The organism is Comamonas trifloxystrobinivorans, from assembly GCF_043359985.1.
In the GTDB taxonomy this organism is placed as follows: Bacteria; Pseudomonadota; Gammaproteobacteria; order Burkholderiales; family Burkholderiaceae_C; genus Comamonas; species Comamonas trifloxystrobinivorans.
In genome coordinates, this window is the sequence record NZ_JBHZGV010000014.1 from 133,510 (window position 1) to 155,226 (window position 21,717).

Here is a 21,717-nt window from a genome sequence, read left to right on the forward strand (position 1 = left end):
ATCAGTTTCTGATTTTGTAGCCGCTGCGCAGCAGATGTACGGCCAGCGCGCTGACCAGCAGCCAGGCCACACCCACGATGCCCAGGCTGAGCCAAGGCGAGGTGTCGCTCTGACCAAAGAAGCCGTAGCGGAAGCCGTCGATCATGTAGAAGAACGGGTTCAGGTGGCTGACTTTTTGCCAGAACGGTGGCAGCGATTGGATGGAATAGAACACGCCGGAGAGAAAGGTCATCGGCACGATGACAAAGTTCTGGAAGGCGGCCATCTGGTCGAACTTGTCGGCCCAGAGCCCGGCGATCAGGCCCAGTGTGCCCATCAGCGCCGCGCCCAGCACGGCAAACAAGAGGGCCCAGGGCAGCGAGGCAAAATGCGGCGGCGCAAAAAACAGCGTGATGATGTAGACGCCCAGGCCGACTGCCAGGCCGCGCACCACGGCAGCGCCGACAAAGGCAAAGAACCAGCCCCAGTGCGAAAGCGGCGTGAGCAGAATGAACACCAGGCTGCCCATGATCTTGCTTTGCACCAGGCTGGAGGAGCTGTTGGCAAATGCGTTTTGCAGCAGGCTCATCATCACGAGGCCCGGCACCAGAAAGGCGGTGTAGCTGACGTCGTTGAACACCGTCACCCGCCCTTGCAGCACATGGCCGAAGATCAGCAGGTAGAGCACGGCGGTGAGCACGGGCGCAGCAATGGTCTGGAAGCTGACCTTCCAAAAACGCAGCACCTCTTTGTAGAACAGGGTTTGCCAGCCGTTCATCGTGCCACTCCTTCGCCCAGCTGGGCCGTGGCATGGGGCGGCGTGGCATCGCGGGCCATCACTTGCAAGAACACATCCTCCAGGTCTGCGCGGCGGATTTCCAGGTCTTCCACCGCTACGCCCGCCGTGCGCAACTGCGCCAGAATGCGCTCCACATCGGCAGCGCTGTTGGCCGGCAATTGCACGATGCGGCCAGTTATGCGGGCCTGCGCTGCCAGATCGGCAGGCAGTTGCGCATCAGTCTTGAACTGCAATACGTTGGACGAGCCGCCCTGCAGCAGCTCGGCCATGGTGGACAACGCCACGATGTGGCCCTTGCGCAGCATGGCAATGCGGTTGCACAGCGCCTCGGCTTCTTCCAGGTAGTGCGTGGTGAGCAGCACCGTGTGGCCCTGCTTGTTGAGCTTGCTGACAAACTGCCACAGCGTCTGGCGCAGCTCAACGTCGACACCTGCGGTGGGCTCGTCCAGCACGATGATTGGCGGCTTGTGCACCAGGGCTTGCGCCACCAGCACACGCCGCTTCATACCGCCCGAGAGCTGGCGCATATTGGCATTGGCCTTGTCGGCCAAGCCCAGGCTTTCGAGCAGTTCGTCAATCCAGGCATCGTTGTTTTTGACGCCGAAGTAGCCCGACTGGATGCGCAGCGATTCGCGCACATTGAAAAACGGGTCGAACACCAGCTCCTGCGGCACGATGCCGAGCTTGCGCCGGGCGTTGGCGTAATCTTCGCGCACATCGCTGCCCAGTACCTTGACCGAGCCGCCGGTGGCCCGGGCCAGGCCGGCCAGAATGCTGATCATGGTGGTCTTGCCCGCGCCATTGGGGCCGAGCAGGCCAAAGAACTCGCCTTCCTCGATGTCGAGGCTGACCTGGTTCAGTGCCTGGAAGGGACCCTTGGCGGTCTGGTAGACCTTGGAGACGGATTGGAAAGCGATGGCGGACATGAGCCAAACATTGTAGGCGCAGAGCGCCTGAGCTGCTGTCCTGGGGGATAGAACGGACTGGCGCGCTGCTGCGCCGCCGCAATGCTCAAGCTGCGGCGGGTTGCAGCAGCTGGTCTACGCCATACAAGCGCGCCAGCGAGGCGGCGGCTGCCGGCAAACCTTGCACTTGCAGCGTTTTGCCAGCCGCCAGCGCCGCGCGGCGGCATTCCAGCAGCACGGCCAGTGCGGCCGAATCAAACACCGCCAGCTCGCTGGCATCGACCACGGCCACGGCCCCATTGGGCAGCTGGGCCACGCCGGCCTGCAATTGCTGCAAGCAGGCCTGGGCCTGGTCGTTGGTGAGGGTCGAAGGCAGACGCAGCGTGCTCATGGCTTACTTGGCGGCGTTGGCCTTGTTGCGCGCAGCGATGGATTCGATCAGGGTTTGCGGGCTGCCACCGGGGCGGTTCAGCTCTTCCTGGAACTGGTTGCGGTAGGTCTCCACCATCCAGATGCCCATCACGTTGAGGTTGTAGATTTTCCAGCCCATGCCTTGGCCCGGGGTTTTCTGCAGGCGGTAGTCGAGCTGGATCGGGTCGCCGCGGCCAATAATCTCCGAGCGCACCACCACCTCTTTGTCGGCCGGTTGCATGCGCACCGGCAGCACGTTGATGGTCTGGTCGCTCACCTGGTGCAGAGCGCCGGCGTAGGTGTTGACCATGAGCTTCTTGAACTCGTCCTGCAGTTGCTGCTGCTGGCTGGCCGTGGCCGTGCGCCACTTGGGGCCGACGGCCGAGGCCATCATGCGGCGGAAATCCACATTGGGCATGACCACACGGTCAACGTAAGCGGTGATCTTGCTGACATCGCCAGCGCGGATGGCCTGGTCGGTCTTGAGCGTGTTGAGCACCTCGTCCGAGAGTTGCTTGATCATGGCGTCAGGCGCCATATCGGCCGCGCTCGCCAGCAGCGGCGTCGATGCGATGCACGCCACCGCAGCCCATGCGGCGCCAGTGCGTACCCATGCTCGACGATTCATCATGTTCAATCCTTTCACAGCCCAAGTCTGCCATTCAGACCTGCGCATTTTTGACTCTGCCGCAGGCTGACAAGTTCAGCCAAGACGACTTTTCCCTGTAAGAAGGGGTTTACTTCTTGAAGGCCTTGCCCAGCGGAGCGCCCGCTTCCGGCGCCGACTCGTACATCCACTGGGTTTCGTCGTTGTCCGCGTCCGGGTTGGCGGCGCGCTGGCGCAGCTGCAGATAGGCATCGCGGGTGAAGCTGTATTTGTCGAGCGCGGCCGATTCCACCAGCGAACTGGTATTGAGCAAGTTGGCACGGGTGTTAACCACGCGCAGCGCGTACAGCGAGTTGCGAGCGCCCACGTCGTTGAGGTAACCGACGGGATCGCCTTGCCAATCGACCACCATGCCCACCGAATCACGCACGGTAGACGGGCCCATCAGCGGCCAGACGATATAGGCACCGGAAGGCATGCCGTAGTGCGCCATGGTCAGGCCGAAGTCTTGCTTGTGGCGCTCGATATCGGCAGCACTGGCAATGTCGATCAAGCCGCCCAGACCGAACACCGTGTTGGTGGTAAAGCGCACGATGGAGTTGTACGTGCCCTCGCCCTTGAGCTGCAGAGCATTGTTCAGCGCCGACCACAGATCTCCCAGGTTGTTGAAGAAGTTGGTGACGCCCGTGCGCACCGGACGCGGCGTGATGTTGCTATAGCCGGTAGCCACAGGCTGCAGCACCGCGCTGTCTACCGCATCGTTGAAGCTGAACATCGCACGGTTGTACGGCTCCAGCGGATCGCGCGGATTGGCGTTGGGGCCCGTGGCGCAGCCGGTCAGCAGCGCGCTCAGGCCCAGAGTCGATGCCAGCACCCAGGTGCGGGCGTTTGCCAGGGGTTGGGATGGGTTGCTCATCGTCATTCTCGTGTTATCGGTGGTTTTATTCAGCCGGCTTGGGGGCTGCGCCTTCGTTGGCCTTGCCGTACAGGAACTGGCCGATCAGGTTTTCCAGCACCACAGCCGACTGGGTATTGAGGATGGTATCGCCGGCGGCCAGATGCTTTTCTTCAAAGCCCGCGTCCACACCCACGTATTGGTCGCCCAACAGGCCGCTGGTCAAAATTTTGAACGAGCTGTCCGACGGGAACTGGTAGCTGTTGCTCAGCTCCAGCAACACATCGGCCTGGAAGGTTTTGTCGTTGAAGGTGATGTTCTTGACACGGCCGACCTTGACACCGGCGCTGCGCACCGCAGCCTGGGGCTTGAGGCCGCCGATGTTGTCGAAACGGGCAGTGACCTCGTAACCACGGCTGAAATCCAGCGTCAGCAGGTTGCCGGCGCGCAGGGCCAAAAACACCAGCGCTGCCGCTCCCAGCATGACGAACAGGCCTACCCAGATATCGGTTTTAGACGGTTGCATATGCGTTTCCGTTTCTCATCACAGTTTTTTCCTCAGCATCAGATGCTGAACATCATGGCGGTCAGCAGGAAGTCCAGCGCCAGCACCGCCAGCGAGGCCATCACCACCGTGCGGGTGGTGGCGCGCGATACGCCTTCGGGTGTGGGCTTGGCCACAAAGCCTTGCAGCAGGGCGACAAAGGTGACGGTGATGCCGAACACCAGACTCTTGAGCACGCCATTGCCCAGATCGCTGAACACATCGACGCCGCTTTGCATCTGGCCCCAGAACGCGCCGCCATCAATATTGAGCATGAGCACGCCCACGATCCAGCCGCCGATCACGCCGACGGCGCTGAAAACGGCCGCCAGCAGCGGCATGGCTATCAGGCCCGCCCAAAAACGCGGCGCCAGAATGCGCTCGACCGGGTCGACCGCCATCATCTCCATGGCCGAGAGCTGCTCGCCCGCTTTCATCAGGCCGATCTCGGCCGTCAGCGCCGTGCCGGCGCGGCCGGCAAACAGCAGCGCCGTCACCACGGGGCCGAGCTCGCGCAGCAAGGTGAGCGCCACCATCATGCCCACCGCTTCGGTGGAACCATAGCGCTGCAAAATATAGTAGCCCTGCAATCCCAGCACGAAGCCGACGAACAGGCCCGAAACGCCGATGATAGCCAGCGAGTAGTTGCCCAGAAAATGGATCTGGTCGCGCAGCAGCGCCGGGCGCTTTAGCACATAGCCCAACGCGGCCAGCAGGCGCAGCAGCAAGCGCGTGGCCTGGCCTACGGCCACCATTTTGCTACGCAGCGCAAAGCCGATATCGGCCGGGTGCCACCAACGCATCAGCGGCCTCCTTTCTGCGCACGGCCAGCACCAAAATCTTCGTCAATGCTGGGACCCTGGTAATGGAAAGGCACCGGCCCTTGCGGCAGGGCATGAACAAACTGGTGCACCAGCGGATCGGTGCTGTTGCGCACTTCTTCGGGCGTGCCTTGCGCGGCCACGACGCCGGGGCCGAGGATGATGACCTGGTCGGCCAGCTTGAAGGTTTCTTCCAGGTCGTGCGAAACAATGATGCTGGTCAAGCCCATGGCGTCGTTCAGCTCGCGGATCAGCTGGGCCGAGGTTCCGAGCGAGATCGGGTCGAGGCCGGCAAAGGGCTCGTCGTACATGATGAATTCCGGATCCAGCGCGATCGCCCGGGCCAGCGCCACGCGCCGCGCCATGCCGCCCGAGATTTGGGAAGGCATCAGGTCACGCGCGCCGCGCAAGCCTACGGCTTGGAGCTTCATCAGCACGATGTCGCGCACCAGCGGCTCGGACAAATTGGTGTGCTCGCGCAGCGGGAAAGCCACGTTCTCGAACACGCTCATATCTGTGAACAAGGCGCCGAACTGGAACAGCATGCCCATGCGGCGCCGAGCCTTGTACAGCTGCTGCTGGCTCATCGCGCCCACATCCTGGCCGCCCAGCAGCACCTCGCCAGCCTGGGCGCGCACCTGGCCGCCAATCAGGCGCAATATGGTGGTTTTGCCACCGCCCGAGGCACCCATCAGCGCCGTGACCTTGCCGCGCGGGATGGTCAGCGACACATCACGCAAGATTGCGCGCTCACCGTAGCCAAAGGTCACATTGCGCAGCTCGACAAGAGAAGGGGGGGCGGTAGATTGCATAGGAAAACCGGACAGTTCCGGCTCCGTCATCATACGTGATCGCCGCTGTCCACTTGATAGGCTGTTGCCAAACGCTGCGTTCCTGCCGCAGTATCAATTGCAACAAACATTCACGAATGTATTTATAAAAAGCAATTGTCTCTCACAGGCCGGACCATGGCAAGCCCATTGGTCGATTTTTGTCCGGGCAGCCGCACGGCGAAAAAACCACAAGTCTGCGGCCTCGGCCCGCGCACCCCGCCTGGGGCGGCCATGATCGGCGGGCGGCCCGGGCTTTACAGCATGTTTTCCAAAAATGCGCGAATGCGGGCGTGGCTGCATTCCTCAAAGAATGCACGCGCCGGCTTGGCCTCGATCAGCTCGCCCTGGTCCATGAAGACCACGGTGTTGGCCACTTCGCGGGCAAAGCCCATTTCGTGCGTCACCACCAGCATGGTCATGTGCTCTTCGGCCAGCTCGCGCATGGTGCGCAGCACTTCACCGGTCAGCTCGGGGTCGAGCGCCGAAGTGGGTTCGTCGAACAGCATGATGTCCGGCTCCATGGCCAGCGCACGGGCAATGGCCACGCGCTGCTTCTGGCCACCCGACAGGCGCGCCGGGTAGGCGTCGGCTTTTTCCAGCAGGCCCACCTTGCGCAGCAGCTCTTGCGCCTTGGGCATGATCTGGTCGCGGCTCAGGCCTTTGACGATCATCGGCGCTTCGATGATGTTCTCCAGCACCGTCAGATGCGGGAACAGGTTGAACGACTGGAACACCATGCCCATGCGGCGCAAAATGGCGCGCAGCTCTGCCTCGGGCGCATACTGTGCCACGCCTTGGGCGTTGTTTTTGACCAAGGTGGCGCCGTCGACAACCACCGAGCCGGCGTCAATCACCTCCAAGTGGTTCAGGCAGCGCAAGAAGGTGCTTTTGCCCGAGCCCGAAGGCCCGATCACCGCCACCACCTCGCCCTTGTGGATATCGAGCGAAACGCACTTGAGCACCTCGGTGCCGTTGAAAGATTTGCGGATATCGCGGGCCTGCACCATGACGCCCGCTTGGCTGAAATCAAGCGTCATATTTGGCATATTTTTTCTCCATGCGGTTGAAGACCCAGGTCAACACCAAAGTCATGATCAGGTAGAAAGCAGCGGCCACCACAAACGGCGTGGTGGTGAAATCGCGCTGCACAATGCCGCGCGCGGCGCGCAGCAAATCATTCAGTGCCAGCACGTAGATCAGCGAGGTGTCTTTGACCAGGGTGATGGTTTCGTTGCTGACCGGCGGCAGAATGGTGCGCACCATCTGCGGCAGCACAATGCGGCGCATGGTCTGGCCATAGCTCAGGCCCAGCACCTTGGCGCCTTCGTACTGGCCGCGGTCCACGCTCTGGATACCGGCGCGGAAGATCTCGGCAAAATAGGCTGCGTAGTTGAGCGCAAACGCCACCACTGCCGCCGGAAAATCGGGCAAACGCACGCCGATGTAGGGCACAAACGGCAGCGCGAAGTAAATGAACAGCAGCTGCAGCATGAGTGGCGTGCCGCGCATCAGCCAAATATAGGCTTCCACCAGGCGCGAGAGCCAGCCAAAGCGCGATATGCGCGCCAACGCCAATGCCAGCCCCATGGGCACCGACAGCACCAGGGTGATGACAAACAGCTTGAGGGTGACCAGGGCGCCGTTGGACAGCGGCCCCAGCAGAGAAATTACATAGTCCATGGGATGGCCTGCACCGGGCATGACACAACAGCCACCACGGTGAATCAAAAAAACCAGGCGGTGCAAGCACCGCAATGCCCTCGCCAAGGCATGCCCGAACAGCGGGCACCCAGCAAGGGCCGCCCCGCAGCGCAGGTGCCGTCCCCCTTCCAGGGGGAAGGCGCGCAGCGCCACAGGGGGTAATCAAGTCATTTAGTGCTTGATCACGTCGGCGCCAAACCACTTCTGCGCGATTTCGGCGGCCTTGCCGTCCTTCTTCATCTCGTTGAGGGCGTCGTTGATCTTGTTGCGCGTGGCTTCGTCGTCCTTGCGGAAGCCCACGCCGTAGTCTTCGGTGCCAAAGTCTTCAGCCAGCACCACGTAGTTCTCAGGCTTCTTGTTGACCAGGTAACGGCCCACCACCTCGTCCACCACCACCACATCCAGGCGGCCAGCTTCCACGTCCATCAGCGCAGCGATGTTGTCGCCGAACAGCTTGGTTTCCTTGAACTTGGACGACAGCTCCTGGTCCTTGTTCATCGCAGTCACGGCGCTGGAGCCCTCTTGGGCGCCCACCACCTTGCCAGCCATGTCAGCCTTGGCCTTGATCGGCGAGCCGGTCTTCACAATGATGATCTGCTTGTTGACCATGTAGGGCTCGCTGAACAGGATTTTTTCCTTGCGCTCTTCCAGAATGGTCAGGCCGTTCCACAGCGCATCGACGCGCTTGCCCAGCAGCTCGGCTTCCTTGGCGTTCCAGTCGATAGGCTTGAACTCCACCTCGATGCCAGCGCGCTTGGCCGCTTCGCGGGCCATGTCAATGTCAAAACCCACGATCTCGTTCTTCTCGTCGCGGAAACCCATGGGCGGGAAGTTGTCGTCCAGACCCACCACCAGCTTGGTAGCAGCAGCGGCCACAGGCGCAGGTGCCGGAGCAGGCGTCTCGGCAGCGGGCTTGGGAGCGTCATTCTTACCGCAAGCAGCCAACAGAGCAGACAGCGCCAGGGTGGCAACGAAGGAACGTTTTTTCATGGTATCCAACAACAATGAGAGAAAAACCAAACAAGAACGCTTTGCAACAGGCAAAGCGTGGGCGAAGCTCGTATTGTCGCCTATCACACGAAATTCGTGTCGCCTAGGGGGAAAACTCGGCCACGCCAGTCGGACGCCCCCAAGCCGCTACCATGGCGCACGCCCAGCGCGAGCCCAGGCAGCGCGCTGCCAAACACCTCGAACAAAACACCTGCTCAGTGCTATCCACAAAGCGCTGACTGCTATTGATTTATGACCACTCTCTCGCCCGAGCTGCACAAAGCCTTCAGCGAAACCCAGTACCACGTGCTGCACCAGGCGCCGTTTTTGCTGCAGGTCGGCCAGCCGCAGGCCGCGCTCGCCAGCATCTACCAGCAGCACCAAACCGACTGCGCTTGCCTGATCAGTGCCTTCAACCCCATGGGCGAGCTGCTGGAGAAAGACGAAAACATCGCCCGCCACACCCAATTGGGCCAAGCCCTGGGCGCCGCCGGTTACGCCGTACTGCCCGCTGTGGCGCAGCACCCGGCCAACGGCTGGCCGGCCGAACCGGGCTTTCTGGTCATCGGCATGGGCCAGGACGATGCCCGCCGCTGGGCCGGCGAGTGGGAGCAACTGGCCGTGCTGTGGTGCGGTGGCGATACCGTCGCCACGCTGGTCGAAAGCCAGGTACCGGGCTGGCTGCGCTGATGCCCAGCCTGCAAGAGCAACTGGCCCACATTCGCAGCGGCCAGATGTACAACGACCTGACGCCAGAACTGGTGGCCGCGCGCCAGCGGGCCGTGTTGCTCAGCAACCAGTACAACGCCTCGTTTGACCAAAGTCAGGAGCAACGCCTGGCGATATTGCGCAATTTGCTGGGAAAAGTGGGCGCAGACGCGCACTTTGAACCGCATTTCCGCTGCGAGTTCGGTAGCCACATCGAGATTGGCGAGCACTTCTACGCCAACTACGACTGCGTCATGCTCGACGGCGGCGGCATCCACATCGGCAACCATGTGCTGCTTGCCCCGCGCGTAGGCATTTACACCAGCAACCACGCCATCGACCCGGAGGAGCGCGCTGCCGGCGGCTGCTGGGCCCGGCCCGTGCACATTGGCGACCGCGTCTGGGTCGGCGCCGGCGCCCATATCAACCCCGGCGTGCGCATTGGCGCAGGCAGCATCATCGGCTCGGGCAGCGTGGTCACGCACGATATTCCGCCCAAGGTGGTGGCCGCAGGTGTGCCCTGCCGGGTGATCCGCGCCATCACCGAGCGAGACAAAACCGGTTTCTCGCCGCTGACTGGCACCCGCTTTTGAGCTGAAGCAGCAGCGGCACAGGCCACGACCCCTCTCCGGCCCACCAAACAAAACAGCCCTGCTGTCTGCCAGCAGGGCTGTTTTTATTGATGTGCTTACTGGCGCGGTGGCGGCGCTTCGCTCGCCTTTTTGCGCCTTCTCACCAGCGGTGCCGCAAAGGCTGCCAGCAAACTGCCCAGGCCCATCACCCCCATGGCCGACAGGCTTGGCACCGGCATTGCCCCACCCACCGGTGGTGGCGGCGGTGGCGGTGGCGGTGGCGGTGGCGGTGGCGGTGGCACCGGCGTTGCCTTCGATTGCAAGTACCAGTTGCCGTTGACCAACTTCAAGTCGTAGTCAAAGCCGTTGTCCGACACGATGGACTTCAGCGCAAAGTGGCTAGCAGCAGCTGCGGGCGCAGTGTCTGCCAGCACCACCGGTATACCGTTGCCGGTCGTTAGTGCGCCCGCGCCACCGGTCACATGAATTTCCAGCAGCGTGGTGGAGCCGGTAATCGGGCCGGTGATATGAATCACATCGCTGGTATTGCCGCCCGTACCCAAAATAGTGTCCAGGCGAACCACACCGCCCGTGCCGTTCCACGAAGTAGCGTGCACCACGTCGCTGTTGTCACCACCGGACAGGTCCAATACGCCGCCGGTCTGGGTCACATTGCCCAGGTTCTGCGTGGTATTGCCCATGAACAAGGTGCCACCGCTGATAGAGGTAGCAGAGAGCTTGGGCAAGATATTGTCGCTAGGCATCACCAATTGGCCGCCTTGCACACGAAGCGCGCCAGTGAAACCACTTTGGTCTACCGGGTAGGGCTGGCTCAGCGCGGCAGGCTTGCAAGTGTCCGACACCTGCCAACTTTCGGCAGGCAGCGCTGGCAAACCTGCGAGCTGCTGCACGATCGTTGTGGTACCCGCTTGCTGCACCAGCTGGCCACTGCCATTGACGGGCAGATTGAAGTTCAGCGAAGCATTGTGGTTGAAGCGCACTTCCGACGTGGGCGACTGCAGGTTGATCTGCAAGGCTTCAATCGCGCCGGGCGCCACTGCCGCGCCGCTGGCCACATTGCCGTAGTCCACACTGCCCGTGCCCTTGACGTTGATCGGCCCCAGCCCGCCCACCGAGGTCTTGCCGCCTTGCAGCAAAAACTGCCCAGGATCCAGGCCGCCAATACCGACCTTGACCACGGCATCCTGCGCCGAGACCAGGGCGCCGCCAGAATTGATTTCTACCGAGCCCACACCCAGATCCGTCACCGGGCCGGGTTGCTGCCACGCCGCCTTGCCCGTTACCAGCAACTGTGCGCCCGCACCAATGGCCCGCACCACGCCTTGCGAGGCGCCGTCCGCGCTGATCTGCAAGGCAGGCATCGGGTCTGCGCCAGCCAGGCATTCTTTTTGGTAATAACCGCCCAGGCTGGCCAGCGCCTTGCCGCCTTCGAGCACATCGAGGCGGCCATTGCCGGAGCCCGAACCCACGCTCAGCCCGTTCATGAAACTGGCCTGGTTGCCCGTCTTGCCCGGCAGTCCGTCGGAGCCCACGGTGAAGGTACCTTGCCCGCCATCCTTGCCAATAAAGCTGCTGATCGGCTTGATCGGCACCGGCGCACTCGGGTCTTGCGGCTGCACTGGCACCGATGGGCCCATGCCCACCTTGCCACTGTGCAGCACTTCCACCTTGCCCACAGAACCTGCACCACCACCAACGATAAACTGGTTGTTCTTGCCTTGGCACAGCGCTGTCGATTTGCCGGCGGACAAGGGCTTGCCAGCACCTATGGGATCGTTGGAGTTCTTGCCCGATCCGCACAGGGTATTTTTCTGGCTGCCAAATAAATCGAGATTCGAGATGATGTTGAGGCTGGCACCGTCAATCTGCAAGCTGCCGTTACCGCCGCCTTCGCCCACCAAAGTGTCCTGCAACGTGCTGAAGGTCACCATCGTGTTGTAGCCGCCGTCCGCCAGATCGGCCCCAGCCTTACCCGTTCCCAGGATTTTGCCCACACCTTGGCTGCCCTGGCCCATGCCAACGCCCAGGCCCAAGGTTTGGGATTGCATGCGGATACCGAAGTTAGCCGCCGGATCCGGTGCGGGCTGCTGGCGCAAGTCGATGTTCAGCGTACCCGTGCCACCGGCATCACCGGTGCGCATGCTCGGTTTTTTGTCTGGCGTGAACTGGTAGGAAGACAAGGTTTCCCAACCGAATCTCGTCACCTCAGCGGATGGCAAGACATTCAGGCCGCCGCTGGCACCAGCGCCAGTCCCCACAAAAAGGCCCAACGGCGTCGAAACGGTATTGTTGGACGTGGAATTGCCGTTGCCATCGGTGGAGAGCACCATATTCCATGGTGCTGCCGGGCTGTTGACCACGTTCAGATAAGGCGCCGGCGCAGGCGCAGTCGGCGTCTGTGTGGGTGGCAAAGGGTAGTACACCGAGCCCGCTGACCAGCTGCTATCGGCAGAGATATCACCTGTGCCGAGATAGCGGTTGGGCGCCTCGGGCGTAGTTGTCGTTTGCGCCTGCACGGACACACCTACTGCCATGGCAGCCCAAGCACCCACCATGGCCTGAAGCAAGGGGGTGTACGCGAATTTTTTCCCTGAGTTCTTTACATGAGTCATGGCTAACCCACTTTGCCTTACATCAACATTACAGCGAGTCTACGAGCAAGTTTTAACAAAAGCTATTTCAAATAGTTAATACATCGATGACATTGTCAATAAATTTTGATAAATTTTTCAAATAAGCAATTCAATGAATCTTATGCTTAGACCCTATGGGACCCTGCGAATGAACAGCTTGCGACCAAAGCAAAACGCAAGGGCTCCTGATTCACTTACAGCTGGTTAAAAATAAGAAATAGGTAGCGTCACAGGTGTCAGCCAAACGCGCAAACACATGCCAGAAGTGAGCGACTGTGGGCCTAACCGTCCAGCCAGTTCTTTGGCAGTGGCGCTCATGCACCGTACCTGTCTTCTTGTCCACAGGCTCAAAAGGCCGCCATGCCACAGACAGCAGGTGCGCCAACAGGTTTTTGCTCTCCCGCCGCCCTGCTCCAAGACAAAAGAAAACCCCATCAACCGGAAATTCTTCCGGCTGATGGGGAGCCACTCAGTTGCGCTAGGTGCTCAGTCCGTTCGGGCCGACTGACCTGGCGCAGGCGCCTTGCTGGCTGTTTTACGCCTTCTGATCAGCGGACCGGCAAACGCTGCCAGCAAACTGCCCAGACCCAGTACACCCGCTGCCGACAATGACGGGACCGGCGTTGCCACTCCAGCCGGTGGCGGTGGCGGTGGCGGTGGCGGCGGTGGCGGTGGCGGTGGCGGCGGAGGAGGTGGCGGTGGCGGCGGTGGCGGAGGAGGTGGCGGCACCGGCGTTGCCTTCGATTGCAGGTACCAGTTACCGTTCACCAACTTCAGATCGTAGTCAAAGCCGTTGTCCGACACGATGGACTTCAGCGCAAAGTGCGTTGCAGCCGCTGCAGGTGCAGTGTCTGCCAGCACCACGGGAATACCGTTGCCGGTGGTCAGTGCACCCGAACCACCCGTCACATGGATTTCCAGCAAAGTCTGGGTGCCAGTAATCGGGCCGGTGATGTGGATCACGTCGCTGGTGTTGCCGCCGGCACCCAATATGGTGTCCAGGCGAACCACACCGCCCGTGCCGTTCCACGATGTGGCGTGCACCACATCGCTGTTCACGCCACCGGACAAGTCAAGCACACCGCCAGTCTGGGTTACATCACCCAAGCTTTGCGTGGTGTCACCCATGAACAGGGTGCCGTTGCTGATATTGGTGCGCCGCAGATTTGGCAAAACGTTATTGACCGGCAAGGTCAACATGCCTCCTTGAACACCCAACGAGCCCGCAAAACCAGACTGATCGGTTGGAGCGGTACTGAAATCAACAGGGCAAGTCGCACTCATATCCCAGTCTGCAGGCTGGGAAGGCACAGTCGTGGTTCCTGCAATAGTAGTATTGCCTGCGTTTTGAACAATCTGACCAACGCCAACAATTGGGATCGTCACATTGACCGAACCCGTATGGTTGAAGCGCGTTACAGCGCTGCTACCCAGCAGGTTGATGCGAGAGGCCTCGATGCTGCCAGGCGCCGTGGGACTAGACAAGTTCTCAGAACCATATACCACTTGCCCATCATTACTCACGTCGATGGGACCAAGTCCACCCGAGAATTGGTTGGAGTAATAACCAAGAGGCGATGCATTCGGATCGGTTGGCGGAATCTCCTTCGGCGTCAAGTTGGCAACGCCAACTTTAACGGTACCGCCGTCTGCTGAGACAAGAGCACCACCAGTGGAAATGGCGACAGTGCCAATGTTTGCCTCGCCCATGCCCGTCGCAGGTTTGGTTCCACCTGGCTGCGTCAAACCCATCTTGCCTGCCACCAGCAACTGGGAAGTAGCACCAGCAACCCGCACTACCCCTTTAGATATGCCATCTTGACTGATTTGCAAAGCAGGATCAGTCTTTACGCACTGCCCCGACATATCAATGCCAGAGCCCGCATAAGCCTTGCCCCCGGAGAGTACATCTAAAGTACCATCCCCCCCTTTGCTACCAACCGTCACACCGCTAATAAAGTTGGCTTGATTGGGAAATGCGGTGGTAGCGTCATCATGCACCGTGACCCTGCCAACACCCTGGTTATTGCCAATCAGGCTTTGAGAGTTTTTGCCATAGGAGAGCGAATTCATAGGTAGGGGGCTACCTGCACCCAACTTACCCGATTTCAGAATATCGACAACACCCACAGAGCCTGGGCCATCGCCAACCACGAAGTCATACGGATCAGTGGTCAACAGCGTCAAACCCGCGCCGCTAACGGTCAAACTACCATTGCCGCCAGAGCCACCACCAACGGTCGATGCTTGATTGGTGGACCCCATGTAAGCGCCGTTGTATGACGCAGGCCCCATCTCCTCTGGCGTCTTGCCAGTTCCTAGAACGGTAGCGGCCCCCTTACTGCCACTACCCATGCCAACACCCATTCCCAAGTTAGGAGAAATGGAGCGCATCACCGAGTGATCCGGCACCGGAGCCGGACGAGGAATCAGATCCAGCAAAAAGGTACCGTTCCCACCACCCTGGCCGACAGTGAAGAGCAGAGGAACATCGCTGGACGGCCCCTTCTGAGCATCCCACCGAAACGTCTCATTTTTCGCCGTGGTTCTGATCGTCAACACCCCGGCCGCCCCGGCTCCAGAACCAACAGTCAGTCCAACAGGAAAATCGAACGCCGCCGCCGGATCAAAGACATCCGGTGTATTGGGATCTCCGTCATCGTCGTAATAGCGACCATCCGGTGTCCAGGCCGCATTGGCAGCGTTGATGACATTGATCCCAGCGGGGCCGACATAAACCGGGTTGTTCGGATCTGTGTTGTCGTATTGGGTGTTGTCCACCTTGCCGGCAGACCAGTTGGCATCCGTGGTGACCTCGGTACCACTGGTAGCCGCGAAATTGTTATTGGGGCCAATCGTGCTCTGTGTATGGCCGGAAGCCGCCGTCAACAAGGCCAAGGCGCTGATAACCGCCTTGTGCAGCCTGGTGGGCTGATGTAAATCTAATCTGCGAGTAGGCATGGCACTATTCCTAATGTCTGTCTGTATCGATGGTCGCTCTATACGAAAAATTCTAATTCGAATACATATTCCGTCGCACCCCGGTCACAGCCTCGCAAATTTCACTTGCCAACAAACCCAAAACAGTGCAGTGCCCGTTTTCCTACTTTTTCAAGCGCTTACGGGCGACTTACTGATCAAAAAAATATCAACAATTGCCATTTTTCAGAAATTTAATGTATTAATTAATCAGTTCTGATTTTTAAAAATAAGATATGTTTTTGTAACGTCACGGGTGATTAGATTGTTTTTATTACAGCCGTAACATATCGACGACAAAGTGCAATCTTGGCTGACAATAGATGACACTGATCCCCAGTGATCTCTAGGGTTATGTCGCCGTTCAGCGACACTCCGAGTAGCCACCTGTCCATACGAAGGGGATACATGTGATCTCCACCAACAAAAAAGGCCGCGTAAAACGCGGCCTTTTCTCTACCTAGTTTTGTAACAACTAGCTCACCAAACGCTCGGCGTGCCAGTGCAGATGGTCGGCCATAAAGCTTTGGATAAAGTAGTAGCCATGGTCGTAGCCGGCATGGCGGCGCAAGGTAAGCGGCTGGCCGGCTTGGGCGCAGGCGACCTCGAAAGCCTCGGGCAGCAGCTGCTTTTCCAACAAGAACTTGTCGGCCAGGCCTTGGTCCACCAGGATGCCGGCCGGGTAAGGCGCAGTTTTTTGTGCAGCCATCAGCTCGCTCGCGTCGTGCTGCGCCCAGGTGGCCTTGTTATCGCCCAAGTAGCCGCTGAAAGCTTTTTGGCCCCAGGCGCAGTTGACCGGGTTGGCTATGGGCGCAAAGGCCGAAACCGAGCGGAAAACGCCGGGGTGGCCCAGCGCCAGGGTGAGCGCGCCGTGCCCGCCCATGCTGTGGCCGAAGATGCCCAGGCGCTGCAGATCGATCGGCAGCTTGGCGCCCAGCAGCGGCAGCAGGTCGTTCAACAGATAGCTTTCCATCCGCCAATGCAAAGCCCAGGGCTTGGCCGTGGCATCGAGGTAGAAGCCGGCGCCCACGCCGAAATCCCAGTTGTCCGCTTCGCCCGGCAGGTTGGCACCGCGCGGGCTGGTGTCGCAGCTGATCAAGGCCACGTTCAGCTCGGCCGCCAAGCGCTGGGCGGCGGCTTTGACCATGAATGTCTCTTCGGTGCAGGTCAGCCCGGCCAAGTAGAGCAGCGCAGGCACCTTCTCGCCTGCCACCGCCTTGGGCGGCAGGTAGACCGAGAACTTCATCGCCAAGCCGGTTTCGCTGGAGAAATGCTCGTAAAAGCGCTGCGCACCGCCAAAACAGGCGTGGGCGGCGTTCAGCTTGAGGCTGGCTTGGGCTTCAGACATGGGAGGGCTCTCCTTCAAGGTTTGGGGGGCGTGCCTGCCTGGTGGGCCTGGGCAGCACGCAGCTTGTCTTTTTTGCTGGGCCGTTTGCCTTTGATGCCGCCATTGCCGTCTTGCGCGCTGTTGCGCTCGGGCTCTTGCTCGGTCACCGGATAGGCTTCCAGCGTTTCCAGCGCCATGTCCAAGGCGTTGCGCTTGGCGATCAAACGCCAGTGCGCCAGGCTCGCGGGCGATACCAGGCTGATGGCCAGGCCGCTCAGACCGGCGCGGCCCGTGCGGCCGATGCGGTGTGTGTAATCGGTGGGCGAGCGCGGCAAGTCGTAGTTGACGACCAGCGGCAGCGCATCCACATGGATGCCACGCGCCGCCAGATCGGTGGTGATCAGCACCTGCCACTGGCTGTCGCGAAACTCCTGCAGCACCTGCTGGCGCGCGCCCTGGCTCAGCTCGCCATGGAAAGCCGTGGCGTTGATGCCTTTGTCGTACAGCTTGTTGGCCACATGCTCGGCGCTGTAGCGGCTGGCCACGAACACCAGCATGCACTGGCCTTTGTATTGCTCGACCAGATCGCGCAGCAGCGGCGTGCGCTTGGCGGTGTCCACCAAAATAGCGCGCTGCTCGATGGTGGCATCTTGCAAGTGGGTGGAGGCGATCTCGACCCGCTCGTGCTCGGCCCGCAGCAAAGTGGGCACCAAGCCTTGCACTGCGGGCGCAAACGTGGCCGAGAACAGCAGCGTCTGGCGCTGTTCTTGGGCCGGCAGCAGCGCCAGCACCTGGTTCATTTCGTCGGCGAAACCCAGATCCATCAAGCGGTCGGCCTCGTCCAGCACCAAGGTCTGGATGGTTTTGAGGCGCAGCTTGCTGTGTTCCACCACATCAAGCAGGCGCCCGGGCGTGGCAATCACCATATCCACACCGCCGCGCAAAGCCAGCAGTTGCGGGTTGATGGAGACACCGCCCGTCAGCACCGCCACCTTGGGGCGGCGGCCCAAAGCCTCGCCCACAAAGTACACCAGCTCGGCCACCTGGGTAGCCAGCTCGCGCGTGGGCACCAGCACCAGAGCCTGCGTCTCGCGCGGGCCCGGCTGGCTGCCGGCGTCGCTCAGCATCCAGGCCTGCAGCAGCGGCAGCACATAGGCCGCCGTCTTGCCCGAGCCGGTGGGCGCGCAGCCCAGCAGATCGCGGCCCGCCAAGATGGCGGGAATGGCCTGTTGCTGGATGGCCGTAGGCGCAATCAGGCCTCGGGATTGGGCCGCGTGGGCGAGCGAGGGCGCCAGGCCCAGGGAGGAAAAAGACATGAAAAGGGGAAACGCGGACAGTGCCGCAATCAGCAGGACAAGGCCCGTATTGTCGGGCTTGCCGGCCGATTGCGTGCTACAGGGCTTTATTCGGCGTAGTGCACCACCGAGCGAATCGACTTGCCTTCGTGCATCAGATCAAAGGCTTCGTTGATCTTGGCCAGGCCCATGGTGTGGGTGACAAAAGGCTCCAGCTGGATCTTGCCGGCCATCGCGTCTTCCACCATGCCGGGCAGCTGGCTGCGGCCCTTGACGCCACCAAACGCCGTGCCCAGCCATTTGCGGCCAGTCACCAACTGGAAAGGACGGGTCGAGATTTCCTGGCCCGCGCCCGCCACACCGATGATCACGCTCTGACCCCAGCCGCGGTGCGCGCACTCCAACGCAGCGCGCATCACGTTCACATTGCCAATGCACTCAAAGCTGTGGTCCACGCCCCAAGTCGTCATCTCCACAATCACTTGCTGGATGGGCTTGTCGAAATCTTTCGGGTTGATGCAGTCGGTGGCGCCAAAGGTTTTGGCCAGATCGAACTTGCCGGGGTTGGTGTCGATGGCGATGATGCGGCCCGCCTTGGCCAGCTTGGCGCCCTGGATCACCGCCAGGCCAATGCCGCCCAAACCGAACACGGCCACGGTATCGCCCTCTTGCACCTTGGCGGTGTTCTTGACAGCGCCCAGGCCGGTGGTCACGCCGCAGCCCAGCAGGCAAACCTGCTCGGGGTTGGCATCGGGGTTGATCTTGGCCAGCGAAACAGCGGCCACCACCGTGTATTCAGAGAAAGTCGAGCAGCCCATGTAGTGGTAAATGGGCTCGCCGTTGTAGCTAAAGCGCGTGGTGCCGTCGGGCATGACGCCCTTGCCTTGGGTGGCGCGTACTGCTACGCAGAGGTTGGTCTTGCCGCTCTTGCAAAACAGGCATTCGCCGCACTCCGCCGTGTAAAGCGGAATCACATGATCGCCCGGCTTCACGCTGGTCACGCCCTCGCCCACTTCCACCACAATGCCTGCGCCTTCGTGGCCCAGCACCGCCGGGAAGATGCCTTCCGGATCGTCACCGCTGAGCGTGAACGCATCCGTGTGGCACACGCCCGTATGGGTGATCTTGACCAGCACCTCGCCCGCCTTGGGCGGCGCCACATCGATCTCGACGATTTGCAGAGGTTCTCCGGCTTTGAAGGCAACGGCGGCACGGGATTTCATGGGTGGACTCCTTGGGTCTGGAACGGTGGTTTATTTGAGGTAAGAGCGCAGTAGCGCCAGCATCTCGTCGATGTCTGCCTGCGACGGCGCCGGCTGCTTGGCCATGGTTTCGCGCATATGGCTGTCGAGCAAGTCAGCCATCAGCCCATGCACTGCACCGCGCATGGCTGCGAGCTGCTGCAGGATGGGCGCGCAATCACTGCCCGCCTCCACCGCCCGCTCCAACGCATCCGCCTGGCCACGAATGCGGCGCAAGCGCGTGATGGCGCGGTGTTTGTCTTCGGCGGAATGCGGCATGGCAGGGCTGAAATATGGATACTAGGTGGCAGTATAAAAGACAAATGCTTGCTGGCAAAGCGTCAATCGTGATAATTCCCCAACTACTCAGGGGAGTACCCCGCTAAACGCTCACGTCTTCCTGTTGCAAAAGTCTCTTCAACAACCGGCGAGCGCGCCACTTCTTCGTTTGCAGACCTTGGACTTCTGGCGCTTAGCGCCTCGCACATGAATCAGCGCAGTTCTAGCAGGCTGTTCGGCTGTTCAGGATGTTCCTCCCCACCCCTTTCAGCCAGCGCCTGCGGCCACAGCAAACGCCGGCGGTTTGGCTGCCGCAGAGCAGCCAAACTTCGTGCTCTGACTTGCGTCATCTGTTTGAATGGAGCGCCTTGGCGCGCAATGAGTTATGACGCACGCCGGCGTTTGCTGTGGCCGCAGGTTGCCCCGATTGCCCCGCTTCGCGGGGCGGTCGGGGACGCTGGATGTGGGGCACGTTTTTTCCCCTCGCTTTTTGTCGTGCAACAAAAAGGGAGGTCGCCTGCCGGGGCGAGTCCCGGCCAGCTGCAGCATGCAAAACCCACCAACGCCAGTTAGAAAAGCTGCCCGCTAGACACCGCAAACAATAAAAAAGCCGCATGCTTTCCAACACGCGGCCTGGTTCGCAGCGCCATAACAGCGCCGCTTTATTGCTTAAGCAATTAACGTGGCAGATCGCTGGTTCCCATCAAGAACTCATCCACCGAGCGTGCCGCCTGGCGGCCTTCGCGGATCGCCCAAACGACCAAACTTTGACCACGGCGCATATCGCCAGCAGCAAACACCTTCTCCACATTGGTGGCGTAGCCGCCGGTGAACTCGGTCGTGGCCTTGGCGTTGCCGCGGGCGTCCTTGTCCACGCCAAAGGCGTCCAGCACGCTGGCGACCGGGTTCACAAAACCCATGGCCAACAGCACCATGTCGGCGGGCCATTCTTTTTCGGTGCCCTTCACTTCGGTCAGCTTGCCGTCCTTGAACTCCACTTGCACGGTGGTCAGGCTCTTGACCTTGCCCTTTTCGCCGTTGAACGACTTGGTCGAGATGGCGAACTCGCGCACCGCGCCTTCTTCGTGGCTGGAGCTGGTGCGCAGCTTGATCGGCCAGTAAGGCCAGACCAGCGGCTTGTTCTCTTGCTCGGGCGGCATGGGCATCACTTCGAACTGCGTCACGCTCTTGGCGCCGTGGCGGTTGCTGGTGCCCACGCAGTCGGAGCCGGTGTCGCCACCGCCGATGACGATGACGTGCTTGCCGTCAGCGCGCAGCTGGTTCTTGAGCTTGTCGCCCGCGTTGACCTTGTTTTGCTGGGGCAAAAATTCCATCGCAAAGTGCACGCCGTCGAGCTCGCGGCCGGTCACGGGCAGATCGCGCGATTGCTCGGAGCCACCGGTCAGCAGCACGGCGTCGAACTCGGCCTTGAGCTGCTCGGGCGACACGGTTTCCTTGGCCCAGTTGGTGACCTTGCTGTCTTTGCCCAGACCGTCTTTGCCGGCCACCAGCACGCCGGTGCGGATGGTCACGCCTTCGGCTTCGAGCTGCGCAGCGCGGCGGTCGATGTGGCTCTTGTCGAGCTTGAAATCAGGAATGCCGTAGCGCAACAGGCCGCCGATGCGGTCGTTCTTTTCGAACAGAGTCACGTCATGGCCCACGCGCGCCAGTTGCTGGGCAGCAGCCATGCCGGCAGGGCCGGAGCCGACCACGGCCACCTTCTTGCCGGTCTTGGTTTTGGCAGGGCGCGCTTGCACCCAACCTTCTTCCCAGGCGCGGTCGATGATGGCGTGTTCGATCGACTTGATGCCGACCGGGTCGTTGTTGATGTTCAGCACGCATGCGGCTTCGCAAGGTGCGGGGCAGATGCGGCCGGTGAACTCGGGGAAGTTGTTGGTCGAGTCCAGCACATTGAAGGCCGCCGCCCAGTCAGCGCGGTAGACCAGGTCGTTGAAGTCCGGAATGATGTTGTTGACCGGGCAGCCGTTGTTGCAGAACGGCGTGCCGCAGTCCATGCAGCGGGCGCCTTGCTGCTTGGCCTGTTGCGAGTTCAGGCCGACGACGAATTCCTTGTAGTGCTTGACGCGATCTTCCACCGGGGCGTAGCCCTCGTCGATGCGCGCAAATTCCATAAAGCCAGTGACTTTTCCCATGATCGGATCTCTTGCTTGGCTACT

At 61.0% G+C, this 21,717-nt stretch carries 20 protein-coding genes; 2 read left to right on the forward strand and 18 right to left on the reverse strand.

Going from position 1 to position 21,717, the window contains the following annotated elements; translation table 11 throughout:
• Window position 1 precedes the first annotated feature (1 nt).
• The 11 genes from ACFIQF_RS18285 to ACFIQF_RS18335 all read right to left on the reverse strand — a co-directional run bounded on the left by ACFIQF_RS18285 (window position 2) and on the right by ACFIQF_RS18335 (window position 8,485).
• The gene (locus ACFIQF_RS18285) at window positions 2-757 is read right to left on the reverse strand and encodes an ABC transporter permease (protein WP_393945068.1); all 756 of its coding nucleotides are present in this window, start codon (window positions 755-757) and stop codon (window positions 2-4) included.
• The gene (locus tag ACFIQF_RS18290) at window positions 754-1,704 is read right to left on the reverse strand and encodes an ABC transporter ATP-binding protein (RefSeq protein ID WP_393945069.1); all 951 of its coding nucleotides are present in this window, start codon (window positions 1,702-1,704) and stop codon (window positions 754-756) included. The genes ACFIQF_RS18285 and ACFIQF_RS18290 overlap by 4 nt, the downstream gene beginning before the upstream one ends.
• Before the next feature lie 85 nt (window positions 1,705-1,789).
• A complete protein-coding gene (locus tag ACFIQF_RS18295; protein WP_393945071.1) occupies window positions 1,790-2,074 on the reverse strand; it encodes an STAS domain-containing protein in 285 nt (94 codons plus the stop codon).
• Window positions 2,075-2,077: 3 nt separating this feature from the next.
• Window positions 2,078-2,725 (reverse strand): MlaC/ttg2D family ABC transporter substrate-binding protein, encoded by a 648-nt coding sequence (locus ACFIQF_RS18300; RefSeq protein WP_393945073.1) that lies wholly within the window; start codon window positions 2,723-2,725, stop codon window positions 2,078-2,080.
• 106 nt (window positions 2,726-2,831) lie between these two features.
• Window positions 2,832-3,617 carry an MlaA family lipoprotein gene (locus tag ACFIQF_RS18305; RefSeq protein WP_393945075.1) on the reverse strand — a complete coding sequence of 262 codons (786 nt, stop codon included), beginning with the start codon at window positions 3,615-3,617 and terminating at the stop codon, window positions 2,832-2,834.
• 25 nt (window positions 3,618-3,642) lie between these two features.
• Entirely contained in the window at window positions 3,643-4,122 is a 480-nt protein-coding gene (mlaD, locus tag ACFIQF_RS18310; protein WP_393945077.1) for an outer membrane lipid asymmetry maintenance protein MlaD, read from the reverse strand.
• A gap of 38 nt (window positions 4,123-4,160) precedes the next feature.
• Window positions 4,161-4,943, reverse strand: a complete 783-nt coding sequence (gene mlaE, locus ACFIQF_RS18315; protein WP_393945078.1) for a lipid asymmetry maintenance ABC transporter permease subunit MlaE — start codon at window positions 4,941-4,943, stop codon at window positions 4,161-4,163.
• Window positions 4,943-5,773 carry an ABC transporter ATP-binding protein gene (locus ACFIQF_RS18320; protein ID WP_393945079.1) on the reverse strand — a complete coding sequence of 277 codons (831 nt, stop codon included), beginning with the start codon at window positions 5,771-5,773 and terminating at the stop codon, window positions 4,943-4,945. Before ACFIQF_RS18320 ends, mlaE begins: the two co-directional genes overlap by 1 nt.
• 275 nt (window positions 5,774-6,048) lie before the next feature.
• Window positions 6,049-6,840 carry an amino acid ABC transporter ATP-binding protein gene (locus ACFIQF_RS18325; protein WP_393945081.1) on the reverse strand — a complete coding sequence of 264 codons (792 nt, stop codon included), beginning with the start codon at window positions 6,838-6,840 and terminating at the stop codon, window positions 6,049-6,051.
• The gene (locus ACFIQF_RS18330) at window positions 6,821-7,474 is read right to left on the reverse strand and encodes an amino acid ABC transporter permease (RefSeq protein ID WP_393945083.1); all 654 of its coding nucleotides are present in this window, start codon (window positions 7,472-7,474) and stop codon (window positions 6,821-6,823) included. The genes ACFIQF_RS18325 and ACFIQF_RS18330 overlap by 20 nt, the downstream gene beginning before the upstream one ends.
• Window positions 7,475-7,666: 192 nt before the next feature.
• On the reverse strand, window positions 7,667-8,485 hold the full coding sequence (locus tag ACFIQF_RS18335; RefSeq protein WP_393945085.1) for an amino acid ABC transporter substrate-binding protein: 819 nt from the start codon (window positions 8,483-8,485) through the stop codon (window positions 7,667-7,669).
• Between the two features lie 252 nt (window positions 8,486-8,737).
• On the opposite strand from ACFIQF_RS18335, the gene ACFIQF_RS18340 reads away from it, so the two are divergent.
• Together ACFIQF_RS18340 and ACFIQF_RS18345 are read left to right on the forward strand one after the other, a co-directional pair.
• Entirely contained in the window at window positions 8,738-9,175 is a 438-nt protein-coding gene (locus tag ACFIQF_RS18340) for a DUF3293 domain-containing protein (protein ID WP_393945086.1), read from the forward strand.
• Window positions 9,175-9,786, forward strand: a complete 612-nt coding sequence (locus ACFIQF_RS18345) for a sugar O-acetyltransferase (protein ID WP_393945087.1) — start codon at window positions 9,175-9,177, stop codon at window positions 9,784-9,786. Before ACFIQF_RS18340 ends, ACFIQF_RS18345 begins: the two co-directional genes overlap by 1 nt.
• Window positions 9,787-9,881: 95 nt before the next feature.
• On the opposite strand, the gene ACFIQF_RS18350 is transcribed toward ACFIQF_RS18345, so the two are convergent.
• The 7 genes from ACFIQF_RS18350 to ACFIQF_RS18380 form a co-directional block, all read right to left on the reverse strand.
• Complete coding sequence (locus tag ACFIQF_RS18350; RefSeq protein ID WP_393945088.1) at window positions 9,882-12,320, reverse strand: hypothetical protein; 2,439 nt, start codon at window positions 12,318-12,320, stop codon at window positions 9,882-9,884.
• Between the two features lie 585 nt (window positions 12,321-12,905).
• Window positions 12,906-15,380: an autotransporter outer membrane beta-barrel domain-containing protein gene (locus ACFIQF_RS18355; RefSeq protein WP_393945089.1), complete on the reverse strand. Its 2,475-nt coding sequence runs from the start codon at window positions 15,378-15,380 to the stop codon at window positions 12,906-12,908.
• A gap of 493 nt (window positions 15,381-15,873) precedes the next feature.
• A complete protein-coding gene (fghA, locus tag ACFIQF_RS18360) occupies window positions 15,874-16,746 on the reverse strand; it encodes an S-formylglutathione hydrolase (protein WP_393945090.1) in 873 nt (290 codons plus the stop codon).
• Window positions 16,747-16,760: 14 nt separating this feature from the next.
• Entirely contained in the window at window positions 16,761-18,041 is a 1,281-nt protein-coding gene (locus ACFIQF_RS18365) for a DEAD/DEAH box helicase (RefSeq protein ID WP_393945091.1), read from the reverse strand.
• Window positions 18,042-18,127: 86 nt separating this feature from the next.
• A complete protein-coding gene (locus ACFIQF_RS18370) occupies window positions 18,128-19,243 on the reverse strand; it encodes an S-(hydroxymethyl)glutathione dehydrogenase/class III alcohol dehydrogenase (protein ID WP_393945092.1) in 1,116 nt (371 codons plus the stop codon).
• Between the two features lie 30 nt (window positions 19,244-19,273).
• The gene (locus ACFIQF_RS18375; RefSeq protein ID WP_393945093.1) at window positions 19,274-19,540 is read right to left on the reverse strand and encodes a metal/formaldehyde-sensitive transcriptional repressor; all 267 of its coding nucleotides are present in this window, start codon (window positions 19,538-19,540) and stop codon (window positions 19,274-19,276) included.
• A 677-nt stretch (window positions 19,541-20,217) separates the two neighbouring features.
• Window positions 20,218-21,693: a glutamate synthase subunit beta gene (locus ACFIQF_RS18380; RefSeq protein WP_393945094.1), complete on the reverse strand. Its 1,476-nt coding sequence runs from the start codon at window positions 21,691-21,693 to the stop codon at window positions 20,218-20,220.
• Window positions 21,694-21,717: the final 24 nt, after the last annotated feature.

Coding starts and splice junctions, on each gene's coding strand:
- ACFIQF_RS18285 (WP_393945068.1), bottom strand. CDS start 757: ATGAACGGCTGGCAAACCCTGTTCTACAAAGAGGTGCTGCGTTTTTGG.
- ACFIQF_RS18290 (WP_393945069.1), bottom strand. CDS start 1,704: ATGTCCGCCATCGCTTTCCAATCCGTCTCCAAGGTCTACCAGACCGCC.
- ACFIQF_RS18295 (WP_393945071.1), bottom strand. CDS start 2,074: ATGAGCACGCTGCGTCTGCCTTCGACCCTCACCAACGACCAGGCCCAG.
- ACFIQF_RS18300 (WP_393945073.1), bottom strand. CDS start 2,725: ATGATGAATCGTCGAGCATGGGTACGCACTGGCGCCGCATGGGCTGCG.
- ACFIQF_RS18305 (WP_393945075.1), bottom strand. CDS start 3,617: ATGAGCAACCCATCCCAACCCCTGGCAAACGCCCGCACCTGGGTGCTG.
- mlaD (WP_393945077.1), bottom strand. CDS start 4,122: ATGCAACCGTCTAAAACCGATATCTGGGTAGGCCTGTTCGTCATGCTG.
- mlaE (WP_393945078.1), bottom strand. CDS start 4,943: ATGCGTTGGTGGCACCCGGCCGATATCGGCTTTGCGCTGCGTAGCAAA.
- ACFIQF_RS18320 (WP_393945079.1), bottom strand. CDS start 5,773: ATGCAATCTACCGCCCCCCCTTCTCTTGTCGAGCTGCGCAATGTGACC.
- ACFIQF_RS18325 (WP_393945081.1), bottom strand. CDS start 6,840: ATGCCAAATATGACGCTTGATTTCAGCCAAGCGGGCGTCATGGTGCAG.
- ACFIQF_RS18330 (WP_393945083.1), bottom strand. CDS start 7,474: ATGGACTATGTAATTTCTCTGCTGGGGCCGCTGTCCAACGGCGCCCTG.
- ACFIQF_RS18335 (WP_393945085.1), bottom strand. CDS start 8,485: ATGAAAAAACGTTCCTTCGTTGCCACCCTGGCGCTGTCTGCTCTGTTG.
- ACFIQF_RS18340 (WP_393945086.1), top strand. CDS start 8,738: ATGACCACTCTCTCGCCCGAGCTGCACAAAGCCTTCAGCGAAACCCAG.
- ACFIQF_RS18345 (WP_393945087.1), top strand. CDS start 9,175: ATGCCCAGCCTGCAAGAGCAACTGGCCCACATTCGCAGCGGCCAGATG.
- ACFIQF_RS18350 (WP_393945088.1), bottom strand. CDS start 12,320: ATGGCAGTAGGTGTGTCCGTGCAGGCGCAAACGACAACTACGCCCGAG.
- ACFIQF_RS18355 (WP_393945089.1), bottom strand. CDS start 15,380: ATGCCTACTCGCAGATTAGATTTACATCAGCCCACCAGGCTGCACAAG.
- fghA (WP_393945090.1), bottom strand. CDS start 16,746: ATGTCTGAAGCCCAAGCCAGCCTCAAGCTGAACGCCGCCCACGCCTGT.
- ACFIQF_RS18365 (WP_393945091.1), bottom strand. CDS start 18,041: ATGTCTTTTTCCTCCCTGGGCCTGGCGCCCTCGCTCGCCCACGCGGCC.
- ACFIQF_RS18370 (WP_393945092.1), bottom strand. CDS start 19,243: ATGAAATCCCGTGCCGCCGTTGCCTTCAAAGCCGGAGAACCTCTGCAA.
- ACFIQF_RS18375 (WP_393945093.1), bottom strand. CDS start 19,540: ATGCCGCATTCCGCCGAAGACAAACACCGCGCCATCACGCGCTTGCGC.
- ACFIQF_RS18380 (WP_393945094.1), bottom strand. CDS start 21,693: ATGGGAAAAGTCACTGGCTTTATGGAATTTGCGCGCATCGACGAGGGC.